This is a genomic window from Mariniflexile gromovii, from assembly GCF_017814435.1.
Classification (GTDB): domain Bacteria; phylum Bacteroidota; class Bacteroidia; order Flavobacteriales; family Flavobacteriaceae; genus Mariniflexile; species Mariniflexile gromovii.
This window is the reverse complement of the sequence record NZ_JAGJCB010000001.1, coordinates 82527-107600: the sequence shown is the minus strand read 5'-3', so window position 1 is coordinate 107600 and position 25074 is coordinate 82527. Positions and strand designations below refer to the sequence as shown.

Sequence of the window (25074 nt, the reverse complement as noted above, 5' to 3'; positions counted from 1 at the left end):
AATTAATCTATGAAAATTTCATACAACTGGTTAAAACAATTTATTAAGATTGATTGGACACCGGAACAAACTAGCGAATTACTTACCGATTTAGGATTGGAAGTTGAAGGTATAGAAGTCTATCAATCGGTTAAAGGTGGATTGGAAGGTGTTGTTGTTGGTGAGGTTTTAACCTGTGTAGCACACCCAAATGCTGATAAATTAAGGATTACCACTGTAAATATTGGTGAAGATGCCCCATTACAAATTGTATGTGGCGCACCAAATGTGGCTGTTGGGCAAAAAGTACCTGTAGCAACTATTGGAACAACCTTATACACGGAAACAGGCGAAGCTTGGGCCATTAAAAAGGGTAAGATTAGAGGTGAAGAAAGCCACGGTATGATTTGCGCCGAAGACGAACTTGGGTTAGGGAAAAGTCATGATGGTATTATGGTTTTAGACACCAATATTAAAGTAGGAACAGCTGCTGCTACTATTTTTGATATTGAAAACGACCAGGTTTTTGAAATTGGCTTAACACCAAACCGTGCCGATGCGATGAGCCATTTAGGAACTGCCCGCGATTTGAAAGCTGGCTTGGTACAAAAAGACATCAATTTAGAGTTTATTACCCCATCTGTAAGTGCGTTTCATGTTGATAGCCGCACCTTGCGTATTGATGTGGACGTAAAAAACAAGGAATTGGCACCGCGTTATTGCGGACTTACCATCTCAGGGATTGTGGTAAAACCGTCTCCTGCTTGGTTACAACACCGCTTAAAGGCCATTGGTTTAAACCCTATTAACAATATTGTAGATGCTACTAATTATGTATTGCACGATTTAGGGCAACCACTACACGCCTTTGATGCCGCTAAAATTACAGGCAACAAAGTAGAGGTTAAAACCTTGCCTTCGGGTACAAAATTCACCACATTAGATGGTGTGGTAAGAGAGTTGCATGAAGATGATTTAATGATTTGTGATGCCGAAAAGCCAATGTGTATTGCGGGTGTTTTTGGTGGTATACATTCGGGAGTGACGGAAGAAACTACTAGTATTTTCTTGGAAAGTGCTTATTTTAACCCTGTTAGTGTTCGTAAATCGGCTAAACGCCATGGCTTAAATACCGATGCTTCTTTTAGATTTGAACGTGGTATTGACCCAAATATTACAGAATATGCTTTAAAGCGTGCCGCATTATTGATTCAGGAAGTAGCTGGTGGAGAAATCACTAGTGATATTGTGGATATTTACTCGAATAAAATTGAAGATTTTCAAGTACGTTTAAGTTTTGAAAATGCTAAGAAATTAATTGGGGAGGAAATTCCAAAGGAAATTATCAAACGTATTTTAACATCATTAGAGATTAAAATAAACAACGTTACTGAAACAGGATTGGGATTAACGGTTCCTGCTTACAGAAACGATGTAACCCGTGAAGCTGATATTATTGAAGAAATATTACGCGTTTACGGTTATAATAATATTAAAACTACCGAAAAGTTAAATGCTTCCATTTCCAATTCTACACGTTTTGAAGATCATAAAATCCAGAATTTAGTTGGAAACCAATTAGCTGCTCAAGGTTTTTTCGAAATACTTTCAAATTCATTGACGACGCCTAATTATGCGGCGTTAAGCGACCAATTAAAAGAAGAACATAACATAACAATTCTAAATCCTTTAAGTGGCGATTTGTCTGTTTTGAGACAATCGTTGTTGTTTTCAGGTTTGGAAGCTGTATCATTTAATATCAATAGAAGACGTTCCGATTTAAAGCTTTTTGAATTTGGAAAAACCTACCATGGTTATGGCGACAAACATGAAGAGTTCAAACATTTATCTTTATTTGTTACAGGAAACCAAACAGTTGAGAATTGGAACACACCAAATGTAAAAAGTAATTTTTTCTTCCTGAAAGGAAATATTATTAGTATCTTAGAACGTTTAGGAATCTCAAGATTTAACGAATCACCTATAGAAAACGACATGTTCAGTGAAGGTTTGAGTTTTGGTTTAGGTAAAATGACATTGGTAGATTTTGGTTTGATTAAAAAACCAATTTTAAAGCATTTTGATATTTCGCAAGAAGTCATGTATGCAAATTTTTACTGGGATGCTATTTTAGAAATTGTGAAGCGCAATAAAATTTCATTTAAAGCGATTCCTAAATATCCTGAGGCGCGTCGTGATTTTGCTTTGTTGCTAGATGATAAAGTTACTTTTGAATCTATTCAAAAAATTGCTAAACAAAGTGAAAAGCAGTTATTGAAAAGTGTAAACCTTTTTGATGTGTATCAAGGTAAAAACTTACCTGCTGGAAAAAAGAGTTATGCCGTTAGTTTCATTTTACAAGATGAAAACAAAACACTTACCGACAAGCAAATAGATAAAATAATGAAAACGCTCCAAACACAGTTTGAAAACCAATTGGGTGCGGAATTGAGATAAGTGTTAGGTGTTAGGTGTTGTAAATTAACTTTTTACTTTATACTTTCAAACTTTCCAACTTAAATTTGTATCTTTAGGTTGAACCTATAATTTTGCATTATGTCTGATTCAAATTATATAAAAATATACACCGGGAATTTTGCTGTTGTAAAGCGCATTACAATAGAATTAAATGACATGGATATTAACCCGGTGGTTAAAGACCAAGCAGAATCTGCTATTTTAGGTGGCTTTGGTGGTACATTGGCTCCAGATTTTCAGGAAGTTTATGTACATAAAGATGAACTTGAAAAAGCTACAAAAGTAGTTAACGATATAACTTCAGAATTGGAAGCGTAATTTAACCTACTTCCATAAAAAAGGAGCAATTTTATTAAAAATTGCTCCTTTTTTTATTTATAATTAATACTTTATACGGTAACCGCATACATTTTATTGCGCATTTCCTTAATTTTTGGGTCTTGCATATATTCATCAAACGTAGTATATCTATCGATAATGCCGTTTGGTGTTAATTCAACTACCCTATTTGCTACTGTTTGCGCAAATTCGTGGTCGTGCGTTGTAAACAACATAGTGCCTTTAAAATTGGTAAGCGAGTTGTTAAACGCCGTAATGCTTTCTAAATCTAAGTGGTTTGTTGGTTCGTCTAACATCAAGACATTAGCTCTCATCATCATCATTCTGCTCAACATACAACGTACTTTTTCACCTCCAGAAAGCACATTCGATTTTTTTAAGGCTTCTTCACCACTAAAAATCATTTTTCCTAAGAAACCTCTAATATTTACCTCTTCACGCTCTTCTTCGGTAGTTGCCCATTGGCGTAACCAATCAACCAACGTTAAATCGTTATCGAAAAATTCACTGTTATCCAATGGTAAATAGGATTGTGTTGTGGTAACTCCCCAATCAAATTTACCAGCATCCGCTTTTTCTTTATTGTTCAATATTTCATAAAAAGCTGTGGTGGCTCTTGAATCTTTTGAAAACACAACAACTTTATCGCCTTTGGCCAAGTTTAAATCAATGTCTTTAAATAATACTTCACCTTCTTCACTCGAGGCAGCCAATCCTTGAATATTTAAAATTTGATCACCAGCTTCTCTATCGCGTTCAAAAATAATAGCTGGATACCTCCTGCTTGTACGTCTAATATCTGCAATGTTCAATTTTTCAATCATTTTCTTTCTACTGGTTGCTTGCTTACTTTTTGCAACGTTGGCAGAAAAACGACGAATAAACTCTTCCAATTCTTTTTTCTTCTCTTCAGCTTTTTTGTTTTGTTGTGCATGTTGGCGTGCAGCTAATTGCGACGATTCATACCAAAAAGTGTAATTTCCAGAGTAATGATTAATTTTACCGAAATCGATATCTGAAATATGGGTACAAACGGCATCTAAAAAGTGACGGTCATGCGATACAACAATTACACAGTTTTCATAATTAGCTAAAAAGTTTTCAAGCCAAGAGATGGTTTCATAATCCAAATCGTTGGTAGGCTCATCCATAATTAGCACATCTGGATTTCCAAATAAGGCTTGTGCCAAAAGCACACGTACTTTTTGTTTTCCATCCAATTCACCCATCAAAGTATAATGGAATTCTTCTTTAATACCTAAATTAGATAACATGGCAGCAGCATCACTATCAGCATTCCACCCATTCATTTCTTCAAACAGTACTTGAAGCTCTCCTATTCTATCAGCATTTTCATCTGAATAATCCGCATAAAGCGCATCCATTTCGGTCTTAATTTTATATAATGGCTTGTTACCCATTAAAATAGTTTCCAAAACGGTGTGTGCATCGTATAAATTATGGTCCTGCTCTAAAACGGACATACGTTTACCTGGCTCTAAATGTACATGTCCAGATGTGGGATCCTGTTTACCAGATATTATTTTTAAAAAAGTAGATTTTCCAGCACCATTAGCGCCAATAATTCCGTAGCAATTCCCTGTATTAAAGGTGGTGCTTACTTCATCAAAAAGTATGCGTTTGCCAAATTGAACCGAAAGGTTTGATACTGATAACATAGTGGGTATTTTAAATTTACTCAGATTATTTTTAATGGCCCATATAAGCCTTCGTGAACTTTCAATAATATTAAGATTTTTACTTAATTATCCCTCTTTTTGAAAGTTTGCTGCAAAAGTAAAAAATTCAAACCGTAAGTCGAAACTTAGTTGGTTAATTTTAAAAAGTAAAACTATAAATTAAAAAAAATGTGCATTTTTGAATAAATTAGGCATTGTAACATTTAACAGCGTGTTAACAGCAGTTTATAAATACAACGCATATTTTTGTATATGTAAATTGCATACACTTTAAGTTACCTTTTTTAAGTTTTATAGAATTATTGAAAGGTTCTGCGTAAGCAGCAATTTTTAAAATACGAACGAAAATTTTCAAATGAAATTACACATTTTAGGTTTATTGGTTATTTTAACACTGTTTAATTGCAAAAATGACGGCAATAATTCAGCAGATAATTATGCCTATTTTGGTGGTGAAATTATGAACCCAAATGGTGATTTTGTTGTTCTCTTAAAATCGGATGAGGTCATTGACACTATTAAATTAGATAACAGAAATAGGTTTCTATATAAAATTAACGATTTAAAAGAAGGTTTATACACTTTTTACCACGGTGGTGAAATCCAAATGGTTTTGTTGGAGCCCAAAGATAGTTTGCTTTTTAGATTGAATACGCTTGAATTTGACGAGTCTTTGGTTTTTACAGGTATTGGCGATAAAAAAAACAATTATTTAATGAACGAATTTCTTGAAAATGAAATTCAAGAAAAGAAGATTTTTAAATTCTGTCAATTAAAACCAGATACCTATGAAAGAAGGGTTGACTCATTAAAAGCTTTTAAACTAGATAAGCTCAACAAATTTAGATCTAAATACAATCCATCTCCTCTTTTTGACAAAATAGCTAAAGCAAACATAGATTACAGTTATTTTTCTAGCAAAGAAGTATATCCCTTTGTGCATCATGGCAATAATAAGGGCGACATTGTAAAATCACTCCCAAAGGATTTTTATGATTATAGAAAATCGATAAATTATGATGACGATTTTTTTAAAGAACACAACCATTATAACTCTTTTTTAAGATATAGCGTTAATAACTTTGCGCTAGAAGACCACTTACAACATAGTACAGATAAGGAATTTAAAAGAAATTCCTTATGCTATAACATAGACAGACTTAAAATTGTAGATAGCTTGATAAAAAATAAAAATATTAAGAATGATTTGCTTTATCACTTTACTTCAATTTATCTATCAAAAAGCAACAACCCTGAAAATAACGATGCTATTGTAAAATCTTATTTAAGTATAAGTACCGATGAAACAGGTAAAACTGAAATAAAACGTTTTGCTACATCTTTGAATAATTTAAAAGAAGGCGGTAACTTTCCTAATATTAAAATTATTGATTATAAAAATGCTGAATTAGAAATTAACTCCTTAATCAATACAGCTACTGTCATTTGTTTTTGGTCCAACCAATATTACAATCACTTTAAAGAAAGTCATTATAAACTTAATGAACTTAAAGAGAAGTATCCTGAAGTTAAGTTTATAGCAATAAATATTGATGATTTTGGACAAGACAAACCTAAAGCTTCCCTTAAAGAAAACAGGTTCAAATTTAAGGATGAATATCAGTTCAAAAACCCTAAAGAATCTATTGAAGCTTTGGCTATTCAACCCATGACCAAAACCATTGTTCTGGATAAAAACAAAAAAATAGTTTATAGCAACACCAATATTTTTTCAGGAAATTTTGAAGAACAACTCTTAGGAGCTATTAATAGAAAGTAAATTATAGTTTATAATGCTTCATCAACATTTTTTCATAAACTTTATCTGGTAAAATACGTTTCAATACAATCGAAAATTTCTGCATAAACTCCCCTACTTTATAATGCACTTTTGGGTTTTCGGTATTAATAACTTTTAGTACCGCTTGTGCCATCATAGTGGGGTCGCTACCATTATCAACATGTGTATTCATTAAATTTAAAGTATCGCCATACGGTTTTTTATAGGGCGAATTGTCCAGAAGCGGCGCATGGTACCTTCCTGCAGCTATATTGGTCGCAAAATCACCAGGAGCTATATTGGTCATTTTTATATTGAAGTCCTTAATTTCCATTCTAAAAGCTTCAGTAACCAATTCTAAAGCACCTTTACTAGCACTATAAATACCACGGTAAGGTAAACCCATGTAACCTGCAATTGATGTAATATTAATTACCAAACCCGAATGTTGTTTACGCATTTGTGGCAACACAGCTTTAATGACGTTTATAGGTCCAAAAAAATTAGTATCGAAATTTGCTTTAATTTCAGCTTCCGGAATTTCTTCAATAGCTCCCGTAATACCCGCCCCAGCATTGTTTATTACCACGTCTAGCCTACCTTCAGCATCTATAATTGTTTTTACAGTTTGGTGTATGGTTTCAATGTTTTTCACATCCAACTTTAAAATAGAAAACTTACTGGCTTTATAGTTTTCGGGATTTCGGCTTGTTCCATAAACTTTAAATCCTTTTTCGGTAAGGTACTCGCCTACCGATTTTCCAATCCCAGAAGACCCTCCTGTAATTAATACAACTTTAGACATATTTCAATTGATAATTGATAATTGATAATTGATAATTGATAATTGATAATTGATAATTGATAATTGATAATTGATAATGTAAAATTAAGAATGAATTTGACAATATCAGATAAAAAGAAAGTTTTTGAGTGAATTTGAGCAGAAAAATGCGAGATTTAGTACTTCACAATAAGGCACAAAAAAAGGCAAGCTACCTACATCACACCGCTACGACCATTTACCTTTGCTGCGTTCCCGCCCTGGAGGATTCAACAGGAGCTGGTTGTGTAGGACTTGCCGAGTGCAAAGATACAACCTTTTAAAATTTTCACAATGATTTTTTAAACTGATTTTAAATAAATATCTTGCTTCAAATTTAATATTTCAAATGAATACATTTAAACACCTATTAATCATTTTATTAAGCGCTCTTATCATTTCTTGTGGTTCTAACACAGGACAAAAAAAAAGTGATTTTATTATAAAAACCAATGCTATTAAAGGAGATATTTCTAATAATGAAACCTTAAATCTCTCCATAGAAAACAAAAAAAAACATCCAATTGACTCTGTAAGCTATACTTTAAATGGTAAAAAAATAAGCAATACATCCAATTTAAAAAGTTTTAAGTTAGGAAAGCACAACATAAATGCGACCATTTATTTTAATAATGACAAGCAAGTGGCCACTACAACGGTTACCATTTTAAATAATGAAGCTCCAAAAGTGTATACCTATAAAATTATAAATGAATACCCACACGACATAACGTCGTACACACAAGGTTTGGAGTTTTATAAAGGCAATTTATACGAAAGTACAGGGCAACGTAAAGAATCGAAACTAAGACAAGTTGATTACAAAACAGGTGAAGTTTTGAAGAACGTTAACTTAGCTGATGCTTTTTTTGGTGAAGGCCTTACCGTACTTAACGACAAAATTTATCAGCTAACATGGCAATCGGGCACAGGTTTTATTTACGATGTGAATACGTTTGAAAAAACAAATAGTTTTAAATACGGAAACAGTAAAGAAGGTTGGGGCATTTGCAACGATTCAAAAAAACTTTATAAAAGTGATGGTACCGAAAATATTTGGATTTTAAATCCTGATACTTTGGTTGAAGAAGACCACATACAAGTTTACACCAACAAAGGAAAAATTGTTGAGATTAATGAAATGGAATGGATTAACGGGGTTATTTATGCGAATCGTTATCAAAAAGATGGTGTTGCTTTAATTAATCCAGAAAATGGTGCCGTAATTGGTGTGATTGATTTTTCTCCGTTAAAAAAATTAGTAACACAGCACGAAGGTTTAGATGTTTTAAACGGTATTGCTTACAATCCAGATACTAAAACCATTTTTGTTACCGGGAAACGCTGGGACAAATTATTTGAGGTTGAAATTGCTGAAAAGTAAACGTTACTCAACAAAATAACCCGCTCACTCATTCTAACTTTTAGTTTTGCTTTTTCTTATGGTAATTTGAACTATGAGAAAAGTAATAAATATAGATATTCCGAAGCCTTGTAGCGAAAACTGGAATAACATGACGCCAAATGAAAAAGGGCGTCACTGTGCTGCGTGCAAAAAAACCGTGTTTGATTTTACTACCAAAACCGACGAGCAAATAATTAAAACTTTTGAGCAGAACAATAACCTTTGCGGACGTTTTAAAGCCACACAACTACAAAGAGATATTGTATTAAGTAGAAAAGAAAAGAATAACTACGTTACCTATTTAGCTTCTGGATTTTTTGCTTTTATGGGCTTAGCAAGTCCATATATCCATGCACAAGGTGAAACCAAAGTGGTTCAAACAGATTCTACTAAACAGAACCATATTGTAGGTAAGATAAAACCAAAACCTTTGGTTAATGAAAACCTCATCAGCGGTATTATAACAGATGAAGACAACACGCCTTTACCTGGTGTAAATGTTCTTGTTAAAGGAACCAGTGATGGAATAGCTACGGATTTTGATGGGAAATTTTCTTTAAAAGCAAACAAAGGAGATGTTTTAGTTATGAGTTATATTGGGTTTAAAACTAAAGAGTTGAAAATTACTGAAAAAGAAAACAACATAATTCTTGTTATGGATGAAGCTATATTGGACGGCATGGTTGTGGTTGGATATGGGGTTGTAGACGAAAGCGAGACAAAATACGTTTGCTCTCCTGAAGAATTAGAACGTAAAAAGCAAAATAAATTCAGAAGAACCAATGCTTCTGAATTTTATAAAAAACAGTATAAAGCGCATAGACAAAAAATAAGAAATGGTGACATTGAGCGCAGTAGCTTTGGAAAATTCTTTTACAAAATGGCTTCTATTTTTAGGTGAAACTTTTACTTTGCAAATACGCCCGCGCAAGGGGTAGTAACGGAAAGCCCGCAGTGAGGCACGAACGAGGACTTGCAGTGGATAACCCGACCCTTTAGGGTTGCGCCCAAAACTTATAAATTCTTAGCTTGAAACTTAAAAAAAGAACGTGATACAGGAATAAATAGTAACCCAAGGATTATAAAAATAATAAAAGCGTTTTTTAAGTTAAATGCCTGTGCCAAATATCCTATTAATGGTGGCCCTATCAACATGCCTGCAATCGCGTAAGTGGTTACTATAGATATTGCCATACCGGGTGAGTATTTTTTTGAGGTCCCTGCCAACGATAATGTTACCGGAAAAATAGCTGCTGTACCAAAACCTACAAAACAAAAACCTAATAAAGCAGACCAAAAAAATGGAAATGCCACCGCAATAGCAATCCCCAATGCTATAAGTACAGAGCTTAAGATATACATTTTTTGTAATCCAAATACATCAACTAACCTATCACAGAAAAATCTTGAAAGTGCCATGGTAGTCATAAACATAAGATATCCAAAGGTGAAGACTTCTTCATTTACAACATCTTTAAAGTACACCCCACTCCAATCGAACATACCGCCTTCGCAAATAGCACCTAGAAATATTAAAATCCCTAAATACAAAATAAACGGATCGGGTTTTCCTATTATTAATTTGTTTCCTGTAGTGGAGATATCTCCCTTAACAGTAAATGGATAGGTTAGTAAGGCTAATATTAACCCAAATATTGAAATGCTTAGTAGATGTATTTCTATAGAAACATCCATTTTTACCATAAGTGTTGAAAAAGCAACACCTAACAATCCGCCGGTACTCCAAAGCCCGTGAAAAGCTCCCACAACACGTTTCTCAAATTTTTTCTGTAGAGTTATTGATTGAGTATTTACCGAAATATTTAAAATTCGCATGGAAAATGAAAATAAACATACTGAAAAAACCAACCAAAAAGGTGTTGTAGCAAAACCAATGCAGGTTAAGGCTATTGAGAAAAATACGAATGAAACGATTAGCGGTACACGACTATCAAACTTAGATACCAACCAACTTGAAATAGGAAGCCCAATTAAAGAGCTTACAGGCATAGCTAAAAGAATGGTTCCCAGTTCTGCTTCATTTAAATTGAAAAAATCTTTAATGGTAGGTATACGTGATGCCCATGATGCAAAACAGATACCAGACAGAAAAAAATAGACACTTAAAGCGATACGTTGTTTTTTCCTTAATTCCATTGTTGTTACCTATTCTAATTTTAGCTTTTAGAAAGATGTATTTAGCTAGATCCTTCAAGCTGCAAAAATAGTATAACGTTTTTGTTTTTCTAATTAAAAACAGATTAATAATGTACTGGGTTTTGGGTACAGGGACAATTGCTGATGCCCTGTAGAAAATCCAATCCAATGGTTACCACATGCGTACCGGAATTGAAACCAGACAGGTCGTTCATGGTAATTTGGTACGCATAGCCAAAGTAAAAGTTGTTTTTCTTTAGCCCTGCCATGGGCCCTACGTTCAACGGCCTTAAAAACTGGTCGTTCAAAAAACGGTACGAGATGCCCGCCCAATAATAATCATCGTTCCTGTTGTATTTCCTGAACTTAAAATTCACATCGGTACTGGAACGGTTATCGCTACTGAACATTTGGTAGTAAATGGACGGTTCAAACTCCAGGCCGTTTTTATTGGGACCCCTAAAGGTGTACCCAGAATATACCTGGTAGTTTAATAGCATACCGGGTTCCGCTTTCCGGATGTCCTCATCTATGTTCTTCTCAAGGATGTTGTTGGCATTGAAACTTGCAAAGAACCCTTTGTTCCTGTAAAGGATACCTACGTCGAAATTGTTGTTCGATGTGCGCCTGTCATCCGATACGGTCGAAGGAACCGGATTCCCATTGTTCTCGTCATAGCCATACAAGTTGTTAACATCGATCCTGAAGTTGTTCAGGTTGTACGATATCCCGAAGGAAAGGTACTGTTTTGAATAATAGTCCAGGGTCAAATGGTGCGCAAAGGAAACCTTTCCGCCAGATTGGATGGTGTTCCCGTTCCTATCATTGTAAAAGGACAAGCCTACCCCAGATCGGTTGGCGATCCTAAAATCGGCATATACCGATTGGTTATCGGGAGCGCCCTTGATGCCAACCCATTGCGTTAAACCGTTGGCCCTGATCTTTAAATTATCGCCAATGCCCGCATAGGTTGGCGAAACCACAAAGTTGTTATCGGCCAAGTACTGCGTGAAGACGGGCAAGTTAAGCTCTTGCCCATGGATGCTTACCATGGATAGTAGAAAAATATATAGGAGTGTTTTACGCATAATTTTTATTTTTTCTAATGATTTTCAATCACTAATTAACCTTGCTTTTATCGGTATAATGTAAAATGTCCAACGACTTGTTTATCGTACTTTTTATCGTTTAGCTTAATGGTATACCAGTAATCACCTGATGGAAGATCTTTTCCTTGGTACTTACCATCCCATTTATCATTAACACCTAAAATGGCTAATCTTCTTCCATACCTATCAAAAATGTTAACTTTCATATTTGGATATTGCCATGCACAACCTGGACTCCAAGTATCTAGAACGCCATCATTATCTGGTGTAAAGTAATTTGGAACACATAAATCGATAAACTCGAAATATTGGGTAGCCGATGCAAAACACCCATTACTATCGGTTACTGTAACCGTGTAATCACCAGACTTGTAAATTATGAATGTATCGGTGCTTCCGTAAGATTCACCATTCAATGTGTATTCATAAGTACCAGAACCACCAGAAGTTGCTGTAATAATTTCATTTATTTCACCCATAGCTATTCCAATGGTTAATGGGTTATATTGTTCCACATCAAAACTTGGTGTTCTTTTTATACAACCATTGGTATGTCGAACATCTATATAATGCCCTACTCCTGCAGGAACATTTATAAACTCGTTACTAGACTGGTATGTGCCTCCGTTAAGAGAATAGTCTAAATCGTTCGTATCTGTTATACTCGGGTCTACACTCACTCTTACAATGTTGGTTGAAATGTTGTTGGTACAACCAAACTCAACCGTAGCTTCTGGATTAATGGTAACAGACTCTGGGAACGTAATATTCCATTCAGTTTCACAACCAAAAGCATCACGCACATATACCATTTTGTCACCACCTTCTAAATTTGTAAAATCAAATTGTGTTTGTGTTGGAGTTCCTGTTGTATAAGGTCCATTAATATTATCTATAGCAACGCTGTATGGGGCAGTTCCTCCTGAAAGTTCTACACTAAACTCGCCATCCATATCGCCTGAACAAACTTCTGGTAGCAATGATCCTGAAACGATAGATAATGCTAATGGATCTGGTTCTGTAATTGTGAAATTTACAACTATGAAACATCCTAACTCATCTTGAGCAATCACGTCATAGGTTCCTGGAGCAAGATTACTAAACGTATTGGTTTCAAAAAATTGATTTAACTGAGGAGAGATAGCATATTTAATCTGACCTGTTCCTCCTGAAGCATTTACAGTTATAGATCCGTTACTTGACCCATTACAAGTAACGTTACTTGTTGTAAATGGAGCAATTAATGGAGCGCTAGGTTCTGTAATTGATACAACAGTAGATGTTGCTTCACAATCACCACTATCAACATGTACTTGATAATCTGCTGCAAAAAGCTCAGTAAATCTACCAGGACTCAATTGAGTAGCTGGAACAGTATTTCCTAAGGCATCTTGTAAAGTATAAATATAATTTCCTAAGCCACCTTGAGCCTTTGCAACAATAACACCTGTGTTATCGCCTGCACAATTAATAAAAGCATTGGTTGCATCTACATTTACTTCCAATGTGGGCAATGGATCAATTTTAATTTCATTGGATACATTAGCTACACAACCATTAACATCTCTTACATAATACATGTAAGTTCCTGGTGCCACATTTACTGTTGTTGAAGAAGCAAATGAACCTAAAACTGTAGCGAAATCTGATGTACTACTGTATTCATACATACCTGTTCCTCCTGTGGCACTAAGTCTTAAAGTAGTACCGGTTAAACACGTTTGAGATGTTTCTTTTACTAACAATGATTCCACTTGAGTTGGTTCACTTATAACAATATTAGATGATGTAAATGAACAATTAAAGCCATCTCTAACAGTTACATTGTATGTTCCTGCACCCAATCCATTAAACACAGGTGATAATTGTGGCCCTGAACTACTAATCACTGGAGATACTGTATTAAGTGTATATGTATAATTGGAACCTTGTCCACCTGTAACACCACTTACTGTAATACTAGCATTAGTATTTCCAAAACAAACTAGTAGTGTAGGTGTTGCTGTAACAGTAGCGTTTATTGGAGTTGGAACTACTAATAATACATTAACTGAAGCAATACAACCTCTACTATCCCTTACACTTACTATATAATCACCTGGAGTTAATCCTTCAAAATCATAATTATCGCTATATGAATAAATAATTGATCCTGAAGATAGCTCTAATTGATATTCATAATCACCTGGCCATCCACCAGTTGCTCTTGCAGAAATAGAACCATCATTATTACCACTTACACATGTTATTTCAGTGTGTGTTTCAGTAATAGCTAAAGCAGCGTTTGGTGCCGTAATAGTAAAGTTTTTATTAACTGTACAATAAGGAGCGTTTGATAAACTAGCCGCTATAGTATAAGTTCCTGCTAAAAGTCCAGATATAGTAATTGGTCCAGCATCAATAGCTGATCCTGTGGCAACCGAATTACCTAAACTATTAAATACCTCGTAATTAAAAGCACCAGATTCATCACTAGGAAGTGGTTTTCTATCAATAAAAGTCACTTCAACGCTACCATCATTATCACCAAAACAAGTCACATTAACACCATTGTTAATAGCAAGATCAAATGTGTTTGGATTATTTACATAATGTACTTTTTGAACACTACATCCTGTATCATTATTTAAAACCGTAGCTAAATAACTACCAATAGGTAATCCTGTAAATATTCCAGTAGTATTTGTTTGATTATATACACCTCCCTTTGTTGATCCAACAACATCTACTAAAGTATATTGTAAATTGGTTGGAGTACCTCCTGTACTAGTTACAGAAAGTGTAATATCTTCATTATTGGTACAAGTAATGGCATTATCGATAGTAATTTCCAAAGAATCTAATCTTATAAATGGATTAATATTAGCACTTGTAGTGCCAGAACAACCATTACTATCATACACGTTGATGATATAAGTACCTCCTTGGTAATCTGTTTCAGTATACACATTATTACTTCCTGATTGTACAATAGTACTCCCTTTTATAAATTCATAAATAGTGTAAGTACCACTACCACCCGTAGAACCAGAAACTGTGATTGTTGCATAGTTAGACGAATTAGTATTGGTTGAACAAGCATATTCTATTACAGTAGGTGTTGGTACTGCTATTGCATTAGGTTCTCCTACAGTAATATCTTGACTCGCTACACAATTTCTTCCCGAAGTTACTTCAACTGTATAAATTCCTGCTGCCAACCCTGAAAAAGTATTAGAATTTTGGGTTGAAGCTGTTGAAGGTCCAGCGGTTATTGCATAAGTATAAATTGGATTGTCATTACTTAAAGGTAAACTTACAGTAATAATACCATCACTACCACCATAACAGCTTGCATCATCAACCGATGCTGTAAATGTTACTGGTGTAGCTGATGTTACTGTTACATCTATATCTTTGGTACATAATGTTGTCGTATCCGTAATTGTGATGGTATAAGTTCCTGATGGAACACCTGAAAACACATTTCCTGATAAACTAATTGAACCACTTGGTGATATCGCATACGAATAGTTTCCTGAACCTCCTGAAGGAACCATACTAATTACGCCATCATCATCTGAACATGATGGTAATGTAGTAACAGTTGGTGTAAAATCTAATGGCTCATATATCGTTACAGAAGTTGGGCTAATGGCCTCACAACCATTTCCGTCTTTTACTGTTACGAAATAATTACCAGGTGTTAAACCTGTGAATGTTCCGCTTGATTGGAAACCACTTCCTACAGAATATGTTAAAGGAGCAACACCTGTACTACCTATGATAGTAAACGTATAAGGGTCTCCAGTCAAATTACATTGATTTGAGGCCAATGCCGGTGTTGATACCGTTGGCAATGGATCCAATATTACCGTAACGGTATTCATTTCAATACATCCGTTTGCATCCCTTACATAGACATCCCAAACCAGGTCCGTTCCAGAATTCGTATCTACTGTTACTACATTACTTGTTCCATAAGTTGCCGGTGCCGGTGCTCCCGTTACCACTGCCGCATAGCTATAGCTCACTGTGCCTCCCGATGCCGTCACGGTTATCTGTGACTCATCATTGGTACAATACACGTTCGTTGCTGTCGCAGTAAATGTCAATGGACTTGCTGGCTCGCTAACCATTACTGTAAACGTATCCGTACATCCTGTGATTTCATCTGTTACAACAATTTGTTGGTTCCCTATTGGCAATCCGGTCAAGTTAATCGTTACCGATGATTGCCCAACTACTGCTGCTGCTCCATTTACGGTATAACTATAAGTTCCTGTAAAATTTCCTACAGTAAAGTCTACTGCACCATTTGAGCCTCCATTACAGGAAACATCATTAACCAATGCTCCTGAAACTGTAATGTTCGTTACCGGTACAACCGTATAGGATTCTTGGTAGGTACAGCCATTGGCATCGGTTACCTCAAACATATAGGTATCCGGTGCCAGACCTGTAAACAGACCCGTTGAGGCGCCCGATACGTTCCCCGTTGAAGCTGCCGGTGACAGTATGGCATAGCTTAATGTTCCCACACCGTCCGTTGCCGTCAACTGCACATCGCTTGTTGTGGCTATACACGTTACCGCTGTTGCTGAGAAATCCAGGTCCGTTGGTACATTCAATGCAGGTACCGCAACATCTATAGGAGTTGGTATGATGCATCCATTGGCGTCTTTTACATAAGCCGTTACCATTCCCGCGGTAAATGTGGAATAGGTATTGGTTGATGTGTAATTGATACCGCCGTCAAAACTATAGGTATAAGGTGACGTTCCGCCGCTGCCCGTAATGGTTACGGTAGCCGCTTGGGCCGCATTGCCCGCACCACAGGTCAGGCCTTGGGTCAAAACACCCGAGCCTCCAACCAATGCCGGTTCCGTTATGGTTACCAAGGTAGCTGGCGACACACAGCTTTTGCTGTCCCTAACAATTACATTGTATATGCCCGCTGCGTTTAACCCCGTGAACACATTCGATGCCTGGTAAGTTGCGCCGTTATCGATACTGTACTGGTATGGAGCTATTCCTCCTGTTGCGGTTACCACGATGCTGCCATCCGCTCCGCCATTACAGCTTACGTTCGTTTGGGTAAACGTGAACGCAGGGTTCGTCAATGGGTCTATCGTGATGATGGTTGTTTCTACTGGGCAGCCATTTGCATCCGTAATTCTAAATTGGTACGTTCCTGCACTTGCTGTAGTATATGTATAAGGGGTTGCCACAGCACCCAATGCTGTATACCCTATACCATTTATATCCACTTCATAGGTATATGGTGCTAAACCTCCGGTTATTGTTCCGGTAATTACAGCATCTGGTGTTCCTGTACAATCCAATTCTTTGGTCAAGGTTATCACTGAATTTAACGGTGCATATACCTCAGTCGTGGTTGCACTATTGGCAGTACATCCATTAGCATCTCTAATGGTAACCGTATAGGTTCCTGGGGCATTTACTATAAATGTTGGACTTGCTTGATATGATGCGCCTCCATTGATGCTATATGTAAATGGTGCTACCCCTGTCTCTCCGAATGCCGTAAAAGCAAATCCTGAAGAAACAGTACATTGATTTGAAGCCAATGCCAGTGTTGATACCGTTGGCAATGGATCCAATATTACCGTAACGGTATTCATTTCAATACATCCGTTTGCATCCCTTACATAGACATCCCAAACCAGGTCCGTTCCAGAATTCGTATCTACTGTTACTACATTACTTGTTCCATAAGTTGCCGGTGCCGGTGCTCCCGTTACCACTGCCGCATAGCTATAGCTCACTGTGCCTCCCGATGCCGTCACGGTTATCTGTGACTCATCATTGGTACAATACACGTTCGTTGCTGTCGCAGTAAATGTCAATGGACTTGCTGGCTCGCTAACCATTACTGTAAACGTATCCGTACATCCTGTGATTTCATCTGTTACAACAATTTGTTGGTTCCCTATTGGCAATCCGGTCAAGTTAATCGTTACCGATGATTGCCCAACTACTGCTGCTGCTCCATTTACGGTATAACTATAAGTTCCTGTAAAATTTCCTACAGTAAAGTCTACTGCACCATTTGAGCCTCCATTACAGGAAACATCATTAACCAATGCTCCTGAAACTGTAATGTTCGTTACCGGTACAACCGTATAGGATTCTTGGTAGGTACAGCCATTGGCATCGGTTACCTCAAACATATAGGTATCCGGTGCCAGACCTGTAAACAGACCCGTTGAGGCGCCCGATACGTTCCCCGTTGAAGCTGCCGGTGACAGTATGGCATAGCTTAATGTTCCCACACCGTCCGTTGCCGTCAACTGCACATCGCTTGTTGTGGCTATACACGTTACCGCTGTTGCTGAGAAATCCAGGTCCGTTGGTACATTCAATGCAGGTACCGCAACATCTATAGGAGTTGGTATGATGCATCCATTGGCGTCTTTTACATAAGCCGTTACCATTCCCGCGGTAAATGTGGAATAGGTATTGGTTGATGTGTAATTGATACCGCCGTCAAAACTATAGGTATAAGGTGACGTTCCGCCGCTGCCCGTAATGGTTACGGTAGCCGCTTGGGCCGCATTGCCCGCACCACAGGTCAGGCCTTGGGTCAAAACACCCGAGCCTCCAACCAATGCCGGTTCCGTTATGGTTACCAAGGTAGCTGGCGACACACAGCTTTTGCTGTCCCTAACAATTACATTGTATATGCCCGCTGCGTTTAACCCCGTGAACACATTCGATGCCTGGTAAGTTGCGCCGTTATCGATACTGTACTGGTATGGAGCTATTCCTCCTGTTGCGGTTACCACGATGCTGCCATCCGCTCCGCCATTACAGCTTACGTTCGTTTGGGTAAACGTGAACGCAGGGTTCGTCAATGGGTCTATCGTGATGATGGTTGTTTCTGCCTGACAACCTTGGGAATCTGTCACTCTAAACTGGTACGTACCAGCTGCTGCCGCAGAATATGGTGAGCCTCCAATTCCTACATAACCTCCTCCATTATAATCTACTTCATAAGTAGTGTATGTTCCTGTTCCTCCACTAGATGTTAAGGTAATTACCGCATCTGGTGGAACTGTACAATCTAATTCTTTTGTTACTTCTGCATCTAATAACAATGCAGGTTGTACAACATAAGTAGTTGTTGCTATACAGCCATTTCCATCTTTAATAAATACATCATAAGTTCCTGCTGCATTAATTATGAATGTAGCACTTGACTGGTAAGCACCTGCTACACCGCTAGTTCCAATAGCATACGTTACTGGACCTACAGTTGTTGTACCTGATAAAGTAATTGAAATTGGTGAGCCTGTAAAACATTGTTCGGTTACTGCATCAATTGTAGGGTCAGCATCTCTTGTTAACGTAATAGGAGCATTTCTAACACAACCATAAGCATCTTTTACATAAACGATATAACTATCCGCAGTAGCAGTAAAGGTGTTTACTGATCCCCAACCTGATGATGTATTGTCTGGTGCAGGATCGGTAGCTAATAAAAGTTGGTATGTATAAGGCGACGTACCATCTTTTCCTATAGCAGTAATAACACCTAATTCGTTACAGTTTTCGTTTTTAGTTAGAGATGCTGTAACATTTAATTCTATGGCAGATTCTGTTATATTAAAAGGTAATGATGCCACACTACAACCAGCATTTGGACCTGAAGTTTCTTCTATAACTAGTATGTAGTTACCAAAAGGCAAAGAACCTAGATTCAAATCGGTTAACGTACCATTGGCAGGAACTGTATCAGAACCAGAGATACCCGTAGTAACTAATGTTTGAGAATCTAAAATTTCATAAGTTACATCGGTATCGCTACCATATGCGCTTGTAATATTAAAACTTACACTTCCATCTGTTTCTCCTGTACATGTAATATTATAAGCGGTTAAACCAGAAATACTAAGAGTAGAATTTGTTGGTACTGCTAAAGTTGCCGTTTCATAATAATAACATTTTGTATCATCATCATAAACTATAAACGTGTAAGTTACGTCTGGTATTAAATTGGTGAAAGTTGCTGAGGCTGGAGAACCTGTACCCAACACCCAAGTTGGAGAACCATCATAAAGCATTCCTGGTCCAGTATAAATTGCAAAATAAAATGGTCCTACTCCTGTTATACTTGAAGATGAGCCTATACTTACTTCTGCTTCACCTCCTGTGGCACAGTTTACTGTAGCATCAATGGTAATATCTAAATCATCTGGCGGAGATGCTACTATTATATTCTGTTCTAATAAAGTACATCCATTGGCATCAGTAATTATTATTTCATACAAACCAAAATCAACTACTTCAAAAACCTGAGTTGCTCCTGTTTGATTCAATAGTTGTTGACTATAACCATTGGTACCTCTTACGTGATATATATAATTTGCAGTACCACCCGTTACGGAATTAATTATAATTTCTCCTAATGAAATACCACCGGCTCCACATGTAATTGGATTTACATCATAATCCAAAACAATTGGATCAGGCTCAGTAATTGGATTTACAAGTGTAAAGGTATCAGTACAACCTTTTGAATCTGTAACGGTTATCTCGTAATCCCCTGCTGTTAAACCAGATGTTTGTGTACCAAAATTTTGACCTGTTGTTGTATTTACTACTGTAAATACAAAAGGAGCTAGCCCTTTAGAATTATCAACAGTAATTTGAATAGCCGCTGTTGCTTCTCCACTGCATGAAATGAATTGGGTTTGAACAACGTTTGTAATCTCTGGGTTTACAATTGGATTAACTGTAATAACATTCGTTTCAATTGTACAACTGTTAGCATCTGTTATTCTAAACTGATATGTTCCATTTAAAGATGTCGAATAAGGAACGCTTGCCATAGCAGTATACCCGCTACCATTATAATTAACTTCATAAGAATAAGGCGCATTTCCTCCAGATACTGTTATATCAATAGTTGCGTCTGTTGGAACCGAACACGTTAAATCTTTTGTAAGAACAGCATTGGTGCTTAGTGGTGCATAAACAACCGTTGGAGTGGAACTAGTTGCTGTACAACCGTTGCCATCTTTTATAGTAACTGTATAACTTCCAGGTGTATTTACTGTAAATGTTGGACTTGTTTGATAAGAAGTACCTCCATTTATACTATAAGAAAGAGGCGCTAATCCAGTACCTGTTGCTGTAAATGTAAATCCAGTTGAAGCTGTACATTGGTTTGATGCTAAAGCAGGTGTCGTTACTGTTGGTAAAGCATCTGCCGTAATAGTTACGGTGTTCATAGTAATACAACCATTGGCATCTTTAACATATAAATCCCATACTAAGTTTGCTGCTGAATTGGTATCAACAGTTATTACGTTACTAGCATCATACACTACTGGTGCCGCTGCTCCTGTTACTACAGCTGCATATGTATAGCTAACAGTTCCTCCTGATGCAGACACCGTAATTTGTGATTCATCATTTGTACAGAACACATTGGTTGATGTTGAAGTAAAAGTTAAAGCAGTAGGCTCTGTGATTGTAATTGAATAGTTTGCTGTACATCCTGTATTGTCATCAGTAACTTCAATAGTATAGGTGTCTGCAATTAAATTGGTTAAATTTACGGTATTTCCTGATTGAACCAAGGTACCTGCGCCACTGGTTAAAGTACTTGAATACGTTCCCGCATATCCAGAAACTGTAAATCGAATGGCACCTGTATTATTTCCATTACATAAAACATCACTTAATTTTAATCCTGTTACAGCAATCGGCGTTACTGAAGCAATCGTGTACGATTCCGTATAGTAACAACCATTCGCATCGGTTACCTGAAACACATAAGTTCCAGGTGTAAGGTTCGCAAATGAATTAGAGGTCTGTTTTGCTCTTATTATTGGCGAAGGCGCAATAGTTTCATATTGCAACGTTCCAACTCCATTTGTTGCCGTTAAACTTACACTAGATGTAGTAGCTAAACATGTAACTGCAGATGAAGTAAAAGCTAAATCCGTGGGTGGATCCAATGCCGCTAACGTAATGCTTTGTGCTGTTGTTAAACAACCATTAGCATCTCTTACCACATAGGTAAAGGTCTGGTCCGATCCGTTATCGTTTACCGTTAAGGTATTGCTTGAACTGAACGATGTGCCGTTATTAAAACTGTATTGGTAAGGTGATGTTCCCGTAGTTGGTACCGCAATAGTGATTACCGCCGATTGTTTCGCGTTGGTTGCACTACAGTTGAAGGACGTTGCACTTGCAGTGGCCGATAATGCTGTTGGCTGGGTGATAGTAACCACTGTTGCTACAGAAATACAGCTTTTACTGTCTCTTACAACAATATTGTAAGTTCCTGCTGCTAATCCATTAAACACATTCGATGCTTGGAAGGTCGCTCCATTATCCCTACTGTATTGGTAAGGGGCGATACCATTAGCTGCCGTTACTACTATACCGCCATCGCTTGCACCGTTACAGCTTACATTGGTTTGTGTATAGGTTTGAGTTGGGGTTGTTTTTGGCGTTACTATTATGATATTTGATATCGCCTGACATCCCTGTGAATCGGTAACCCTAAACTGGTAATTTCCATCTGTAGTCGCTGTATATGAAGAACCTGCAATATTTGTATAAGTTGTTCCTCCATCAGAGCTTACAGCATAAGTGCTGTAAGTTCCCGTTCCGCCATTAGCCGTTAAGGTTATACTGGCATCAACCGCACAGGTTAAATCCTGTGTCATGTTCGCATCCAATAGCAATTCCGGTTGAACTTCAAAGGTTCTGGAGGCTATACATCCATTACCATCTCTTATACTCACATTATAGACTCCCGGAGCATTGATGCTAAAGGTTGGACTTGCTTGATAGCTTCCTCCTATACTGTATGTTGGTGTTCCTACAGCTGTCCCAGATAAGGTGATCGAAATTGGGCTACCTGTATAGCATTGCAGCGCTACAGGGTCAATGGTTGGTACTGGATCGGTAGCAATAACAACATCTATTTTAGCTGTACAGCCTTGATTATCCATAACCCAAACATCCCAATTCGTATTGGTTATTGGGTCTAAAGTGGCCGTATTACTAGAGGTATATAGTCCTGCCGGTGAAGCACCATCTTGAACAAAAGCATAGGTGTAATTTGGTGTTCCGCCAGATCCGGCTACTGTTACCTGTGCTCTATTAAAACAATTCGCATTGATATTACTTGTTGTTGCAAGTGTTAATACATCTGCAGGTTCGCTAACGGTTATGCTTGCATTGGCAACACATCCCGTAGCTGAATCTGTAACTTGTACGGTATAGGTTCCGACTGCTACATTCGATAAGGTCAATACGTCTCCTGATTTTGTAAGGCTTCCTGTTCCTAATGTCCCTGCTGTTAATGCATATGTATAATTTCCAACTGTGGCATTGCCTGAAACGTTATATGTTCCTGAACCGGTAGTACCGCCTTTACACAACACATTACTAACCAAGTTGCCAGCAATTGCTATGGGCGTTACCGGTGCAATCGTGTAAGACTCTGAATAATAACATCCGTTCGCATCGGTTACCTGAAATACATACGTGCCCGGTGCTAAGCCTGCAAATGAATTAGATCCTTGTTTGGCTCTTATAACCGGTGAAGGCGCAATGGTTTCATATTGTAATGGTCCTACTCCGTTCGTTGCTGTTAAAGTTACCGTTGTTGTGGTAGCTGTACATGTTACTGCTGCTGAAGCAAAGGCTAAATCCGTTGGCGGATCCAATGCCGTTAGCGTGATGCTTTGCGCTGCTGTTAAACAACCATTGGCATCCCTTACCACATAATTGAAGGTCTGGTCCGATCCGTTATCGTTTACCGTTAGGGTATTGCTTGAACTGAACGTTGTGCCGTTATTAAAACTGTACTGGTAAGGTGCTGTTCCCGTTGTTGGCACCGCAATCGTGATTACTGCCGATTGTTTGGCGTTGGTGGCACTACAACTAAATGCCGTAGCACTTGCTGTGGCCGTTAAGGGCGTTGGCTGGGTGATGTTCACCGTTACGCTAGAAGTACAGTTTTTACTATCTCTAACATAAAACGTATGTGAACCGTTTGATAAACCGGTGAATAAAGACGACGCTGTAAATGTCACATTATCATTACTAAATGTATAGCCTCCTGAACCTCCTGAACCTACTAACTGTGCAGATCCATCTGAAGCCCCATTACAACTTACATTTGTTGTGGTTGCTGAAACTGTAGGATTGGTTATTGGGCTTATAGTGATAACATTTGAAACAGATTGACAATTTCTGGCATCAGTTACTCTAAATTGATATGTTGCTGCCGTGGCAGTTGAGTATGTGAATGACGTTCCTGTTGAACCTAATGACGCATATGCACCATTATTAATAGAAACTTCATATGTAAATGGAGCGTAACCGCCAGCAATAGTTCCTGTAATTACTGCATTTGGCGATGCTGTACAATCTAATTCTTTGGTTAAAACCGCATTTACTGATAATTGTTGTGCAATGGTTTCTGTTGGCAAAGTAACCGTACATCCATAGGCATCCCTAACAATTATAGTATAATTTCCTGGTGTTAAACTAGTAAATGTATTGCTTAATTGAAATGGACCTCCGTTTATATTAAACTCATAAGGAGTTTGCCCGCCTGTAGCGGTAACTTCAAATGATGCCCCATTAATAGAATCATAACAATAATCGGCATTCGTTATAGTTGCTGTTGGTGCTGTTGATTCTGTTAAAGTAAGTGTTGTTGTTGCTGTACATCCTTTTGCATCGGTAATTCTCACAGTATAATTTCCAGCAGGAATGTCTGTTAAAACACCATTACTTGGAAAATTAGAAATTAGGTTTAATGTTGCTGTATCTAATAATTCATAAGAATATGCTGGTGTACCTCCAGTTCCAGTTGCTCTAATTGTTGCACCATTTATGCAGGTAATTGGAGTTGCTGAAGCAGTAACCCCTAAAGGACTTGGTGACCCAATAACTTGCGTAAACGCATTTATACATGCAGTATTTGAAGTATTTGCATATCTAATTTGAACATCATATGTACCTTGTGCCAATCCAGTAATAGTGTAAGGAGATGTTAATTGTGTATTCCATGTTGCTCCATTATCAATAGAATATTGGAATCCGTTATTAGTATCAAAATTTTGTGCTGCCACAGTTATAGTACCATCACTGGCTCCAAAACAGGACACGTCACTACTATTAACTATTTGAGAATTAAAAGCATTACCCGATCCAACAACAATAGGAAAATCTACTTGAGTGACACAAGATTTAGGTAATTGAAACACTTCTATATCATCAACAGCAAAATCTATTCCATTCGATTGAGAAACTTCTAGCCTTAAAAC

The 25074-nt window shown here is 37.3% G+C and carries 10 protein-coding genes and 1 other RNA gene; 5 read left to right on the top strand and 6 right to left on the bottom strand.

Annotated elements, in window-relative coordinates:
• Positions 1–9: 9 nt before the first annotated feature.
• Positions 10–2436, top strand: coding sequence for a phenylalanine--tRNA ligase subunit beta (pheT, locus tag J8H85_RS00355; RefSeq protein WP_209651545.1), 2427 nt, complete (start codon positions 10–12; stop codon positions 2434–2436).
• 99 nt (positions 2437–2535) lie between these two features.
• Positions 2536–2775, top strand: coding sequence for a putative signal transducing protein (locus tag J8H85_RS00350; RefSeq protein ID WP_209651543.1), 240 nt, complete (start codon positions 2536–2538; stop codon positions 2773–2775).
• 71 nt (positions 2776–2846) lie between these two features.
• Here J8H85_RS00350 and J8H85_RS00345 read toward each other — a convergent pair whose 3' ends face one another.
• The gene (locus tag J8H85_RS00345) at positions 2847–4475 is read right to left on the bottom strand and encodes an ABC-F family ATP-binding cassette domain-containing protein (RefSeq protein WP_209651542.1); all 1629 of its coding nucleotides are present in this window, start codon (positions 4473–4475) and stop codon (positions 2847–2849) included.
• A gap of 376 nt (positions 4476–4851) precedes the next feature.
• Here J8H85_RS00345 and J8H85_RS00340 point away from each other — a divergent pair, with 376 nt between their 5' ends.
• Complete coding sequence (locus J8H85_RS00340) at positions 4852–6276, top strand: TlpA family protein disulfide reductase (RefSeq protein ID WP_209651540.1); 1425 nt, start codon at positions 4852–4854, stop codon at positions 6274–6276.
• A 1-nt stretch (position 6277) separates the two neighbouring features.
• On the opposite strand, the gene J8H85_RS00335 is transcribed toward J8H85_RS00340, so the two are convergent.
• The gene (locus J8H85_RS00335) at positions 6278–7081 is read right to left on the bottom strand and encodes an SDR family oxidoreductase (RefSeq protein ID WP_209651538.1); all 804 of its coding nucleotides are present in this window, start codon (positions 7079–7081) and stop codon (positions 6278–6280) included.
• Positions 7082–7261: 180 nt separating this feature from the next.
• Positions 7262–7360: signal recognition particle sRNA small type (gene ffs / locus J8H85_RS00330), an RNA gene on the bottom strand.
• 88 nt (positions 7361–7448) lie between these two features.
• On the opposite strand from ffs, the gene J8H85_RS00325 reads away from it, so the two are divergent.
• Together J8H85_RS00325 and J8H85_RS00320 are read left to right on the top strand one after the other, a co-directional pair.
• A complete protein-coding gene (locus J8H85_RS00325) occupies positions 7449–8483 on the top strand; it encodes a glutaminyl-peptide cyclotransferase (RefSeq protein ID WP_209651536.1) in 1035 nt (344 codons plus the stop codon).
• A 73-nt stretch (positions 8484–8556) separates the two neighbouring features.
• Positions 8557–9405, top strand: a complete 849-nt coding sequence (locus J8H85_RS00320) for a carboxypeptidase-like regulatory domain-containing protein (protein ID WP_209651534.1) — start codon at positions 8557–8559, stop codon at positions 9403–9405.
• Between the two features lie 113 nt (positions 9406–9518).
• Here the strand turns inward: J8H85_RS00320 and J8H85_RS00315 are convergent, their stop codons facing one another.
• From J8H85_RS00315 to J8H85_RS00305, 3 genes are all read right to left on the bottom strand, one after another.
• Positions 9519–10661, bottom strand: coding sequence for an MFS transporter (locus tag J8H85_RS00315; RefSeq protein ID WP_209651532.1), 1143 nt, complete (start codon positions 10659–10661; stop codon positions 9519–9521).
• A gap of 104 nt (positions 10662–10765) precedes the next feature.
• Positions 10766–11749, bottom strand: a complete 984-nt coding sequence (locus J8H85_RS00310; protein ID WP_209651530.1) for a PorP/SprF family type IX secretion system membrane protein — start codon at positions 11747–11749, stop codon at positions 10766–10768.
• Between the two features lie 47 nt (positions 11750–11796).
• Positions 11797–25014: a T9SS type B sorting domain-containing protein gene (locus J8H85_RS00305; RefSeq protein ID WP_209651528.1), complete on the bottom strand. Its 13218-nt coding sequence runs from the start codon at positions 25012–25014 to the stop codon at positions 11797–11799.
• Positions 25015–25074 lie beyond the last annotated feature (60 nt).

Excerpts from the sequence above, each read along its gene's own strand:
- J8H85_RS00320 (WP_209651534.1), top strand. The coding sequence starts at position 8,557 with ATGAGAAAAGTAATAAATATAGATATTCCGAAGCCTTGTAGCGAAAAC.
- J8H85_RS00350 (WP_209651543.1), top strand. The coding sequence starts at position 2,536 with ATGTCTGATTCAAATTATATAAAAATATACACCGGGAATTTTGCTGTT.
- J8H85_RS00345 (WP_209651542.1), bottom strand. The coding sequence starts at position 4,475 with ATGTTATCAGTATCAAACCTTTCGGTTCAATTTGGCAAACGCATACTT.
- J8H85_RS00335 (WP_209651538.1), bottom strand. The coding sequence starts at position 7,081 with ATGTCTAAAGTTGTATTAATTACAGGAGGGTCTTCTGGGATTGGAAAA.
- J8H85_RS00310 (WP_209651530.1), bottom strand. The coding sequence starts at position 11,749 with ATGCGTAAAACACTCCTATATATTTTTCTACTATCCATGGTAAGCATC.
- J8H85_RS00315 (WP_209651532.1), bottom strand. The coding sequence starts at position 10,661 with ATGGAATTAAGGAAAAAACAACGTATCGCTTTAAGTGTCTATTTTTTT.
- J8H85_RS00325 (WP_209651536.1), top strand. The coding sequence starts at position 7,449 with ATGAATACATTTAAACACCTATTAATCATTTTATTAAGCGCTCTTATC.
- J8H85_RS00340 (WP_209651540.1), top strand. The coding sequence starts at position 4,852 with ATGAAATTACACATTTTAGGTTTATTGGTTATTTTAACACTGTTTAAT.
- pheT (WP_209651545.1), top strand. The coding sequence starts at position 10 with ATGAAAATTTCATACAACTGGTTAAAACAATTTATTAAGATTGATTGG.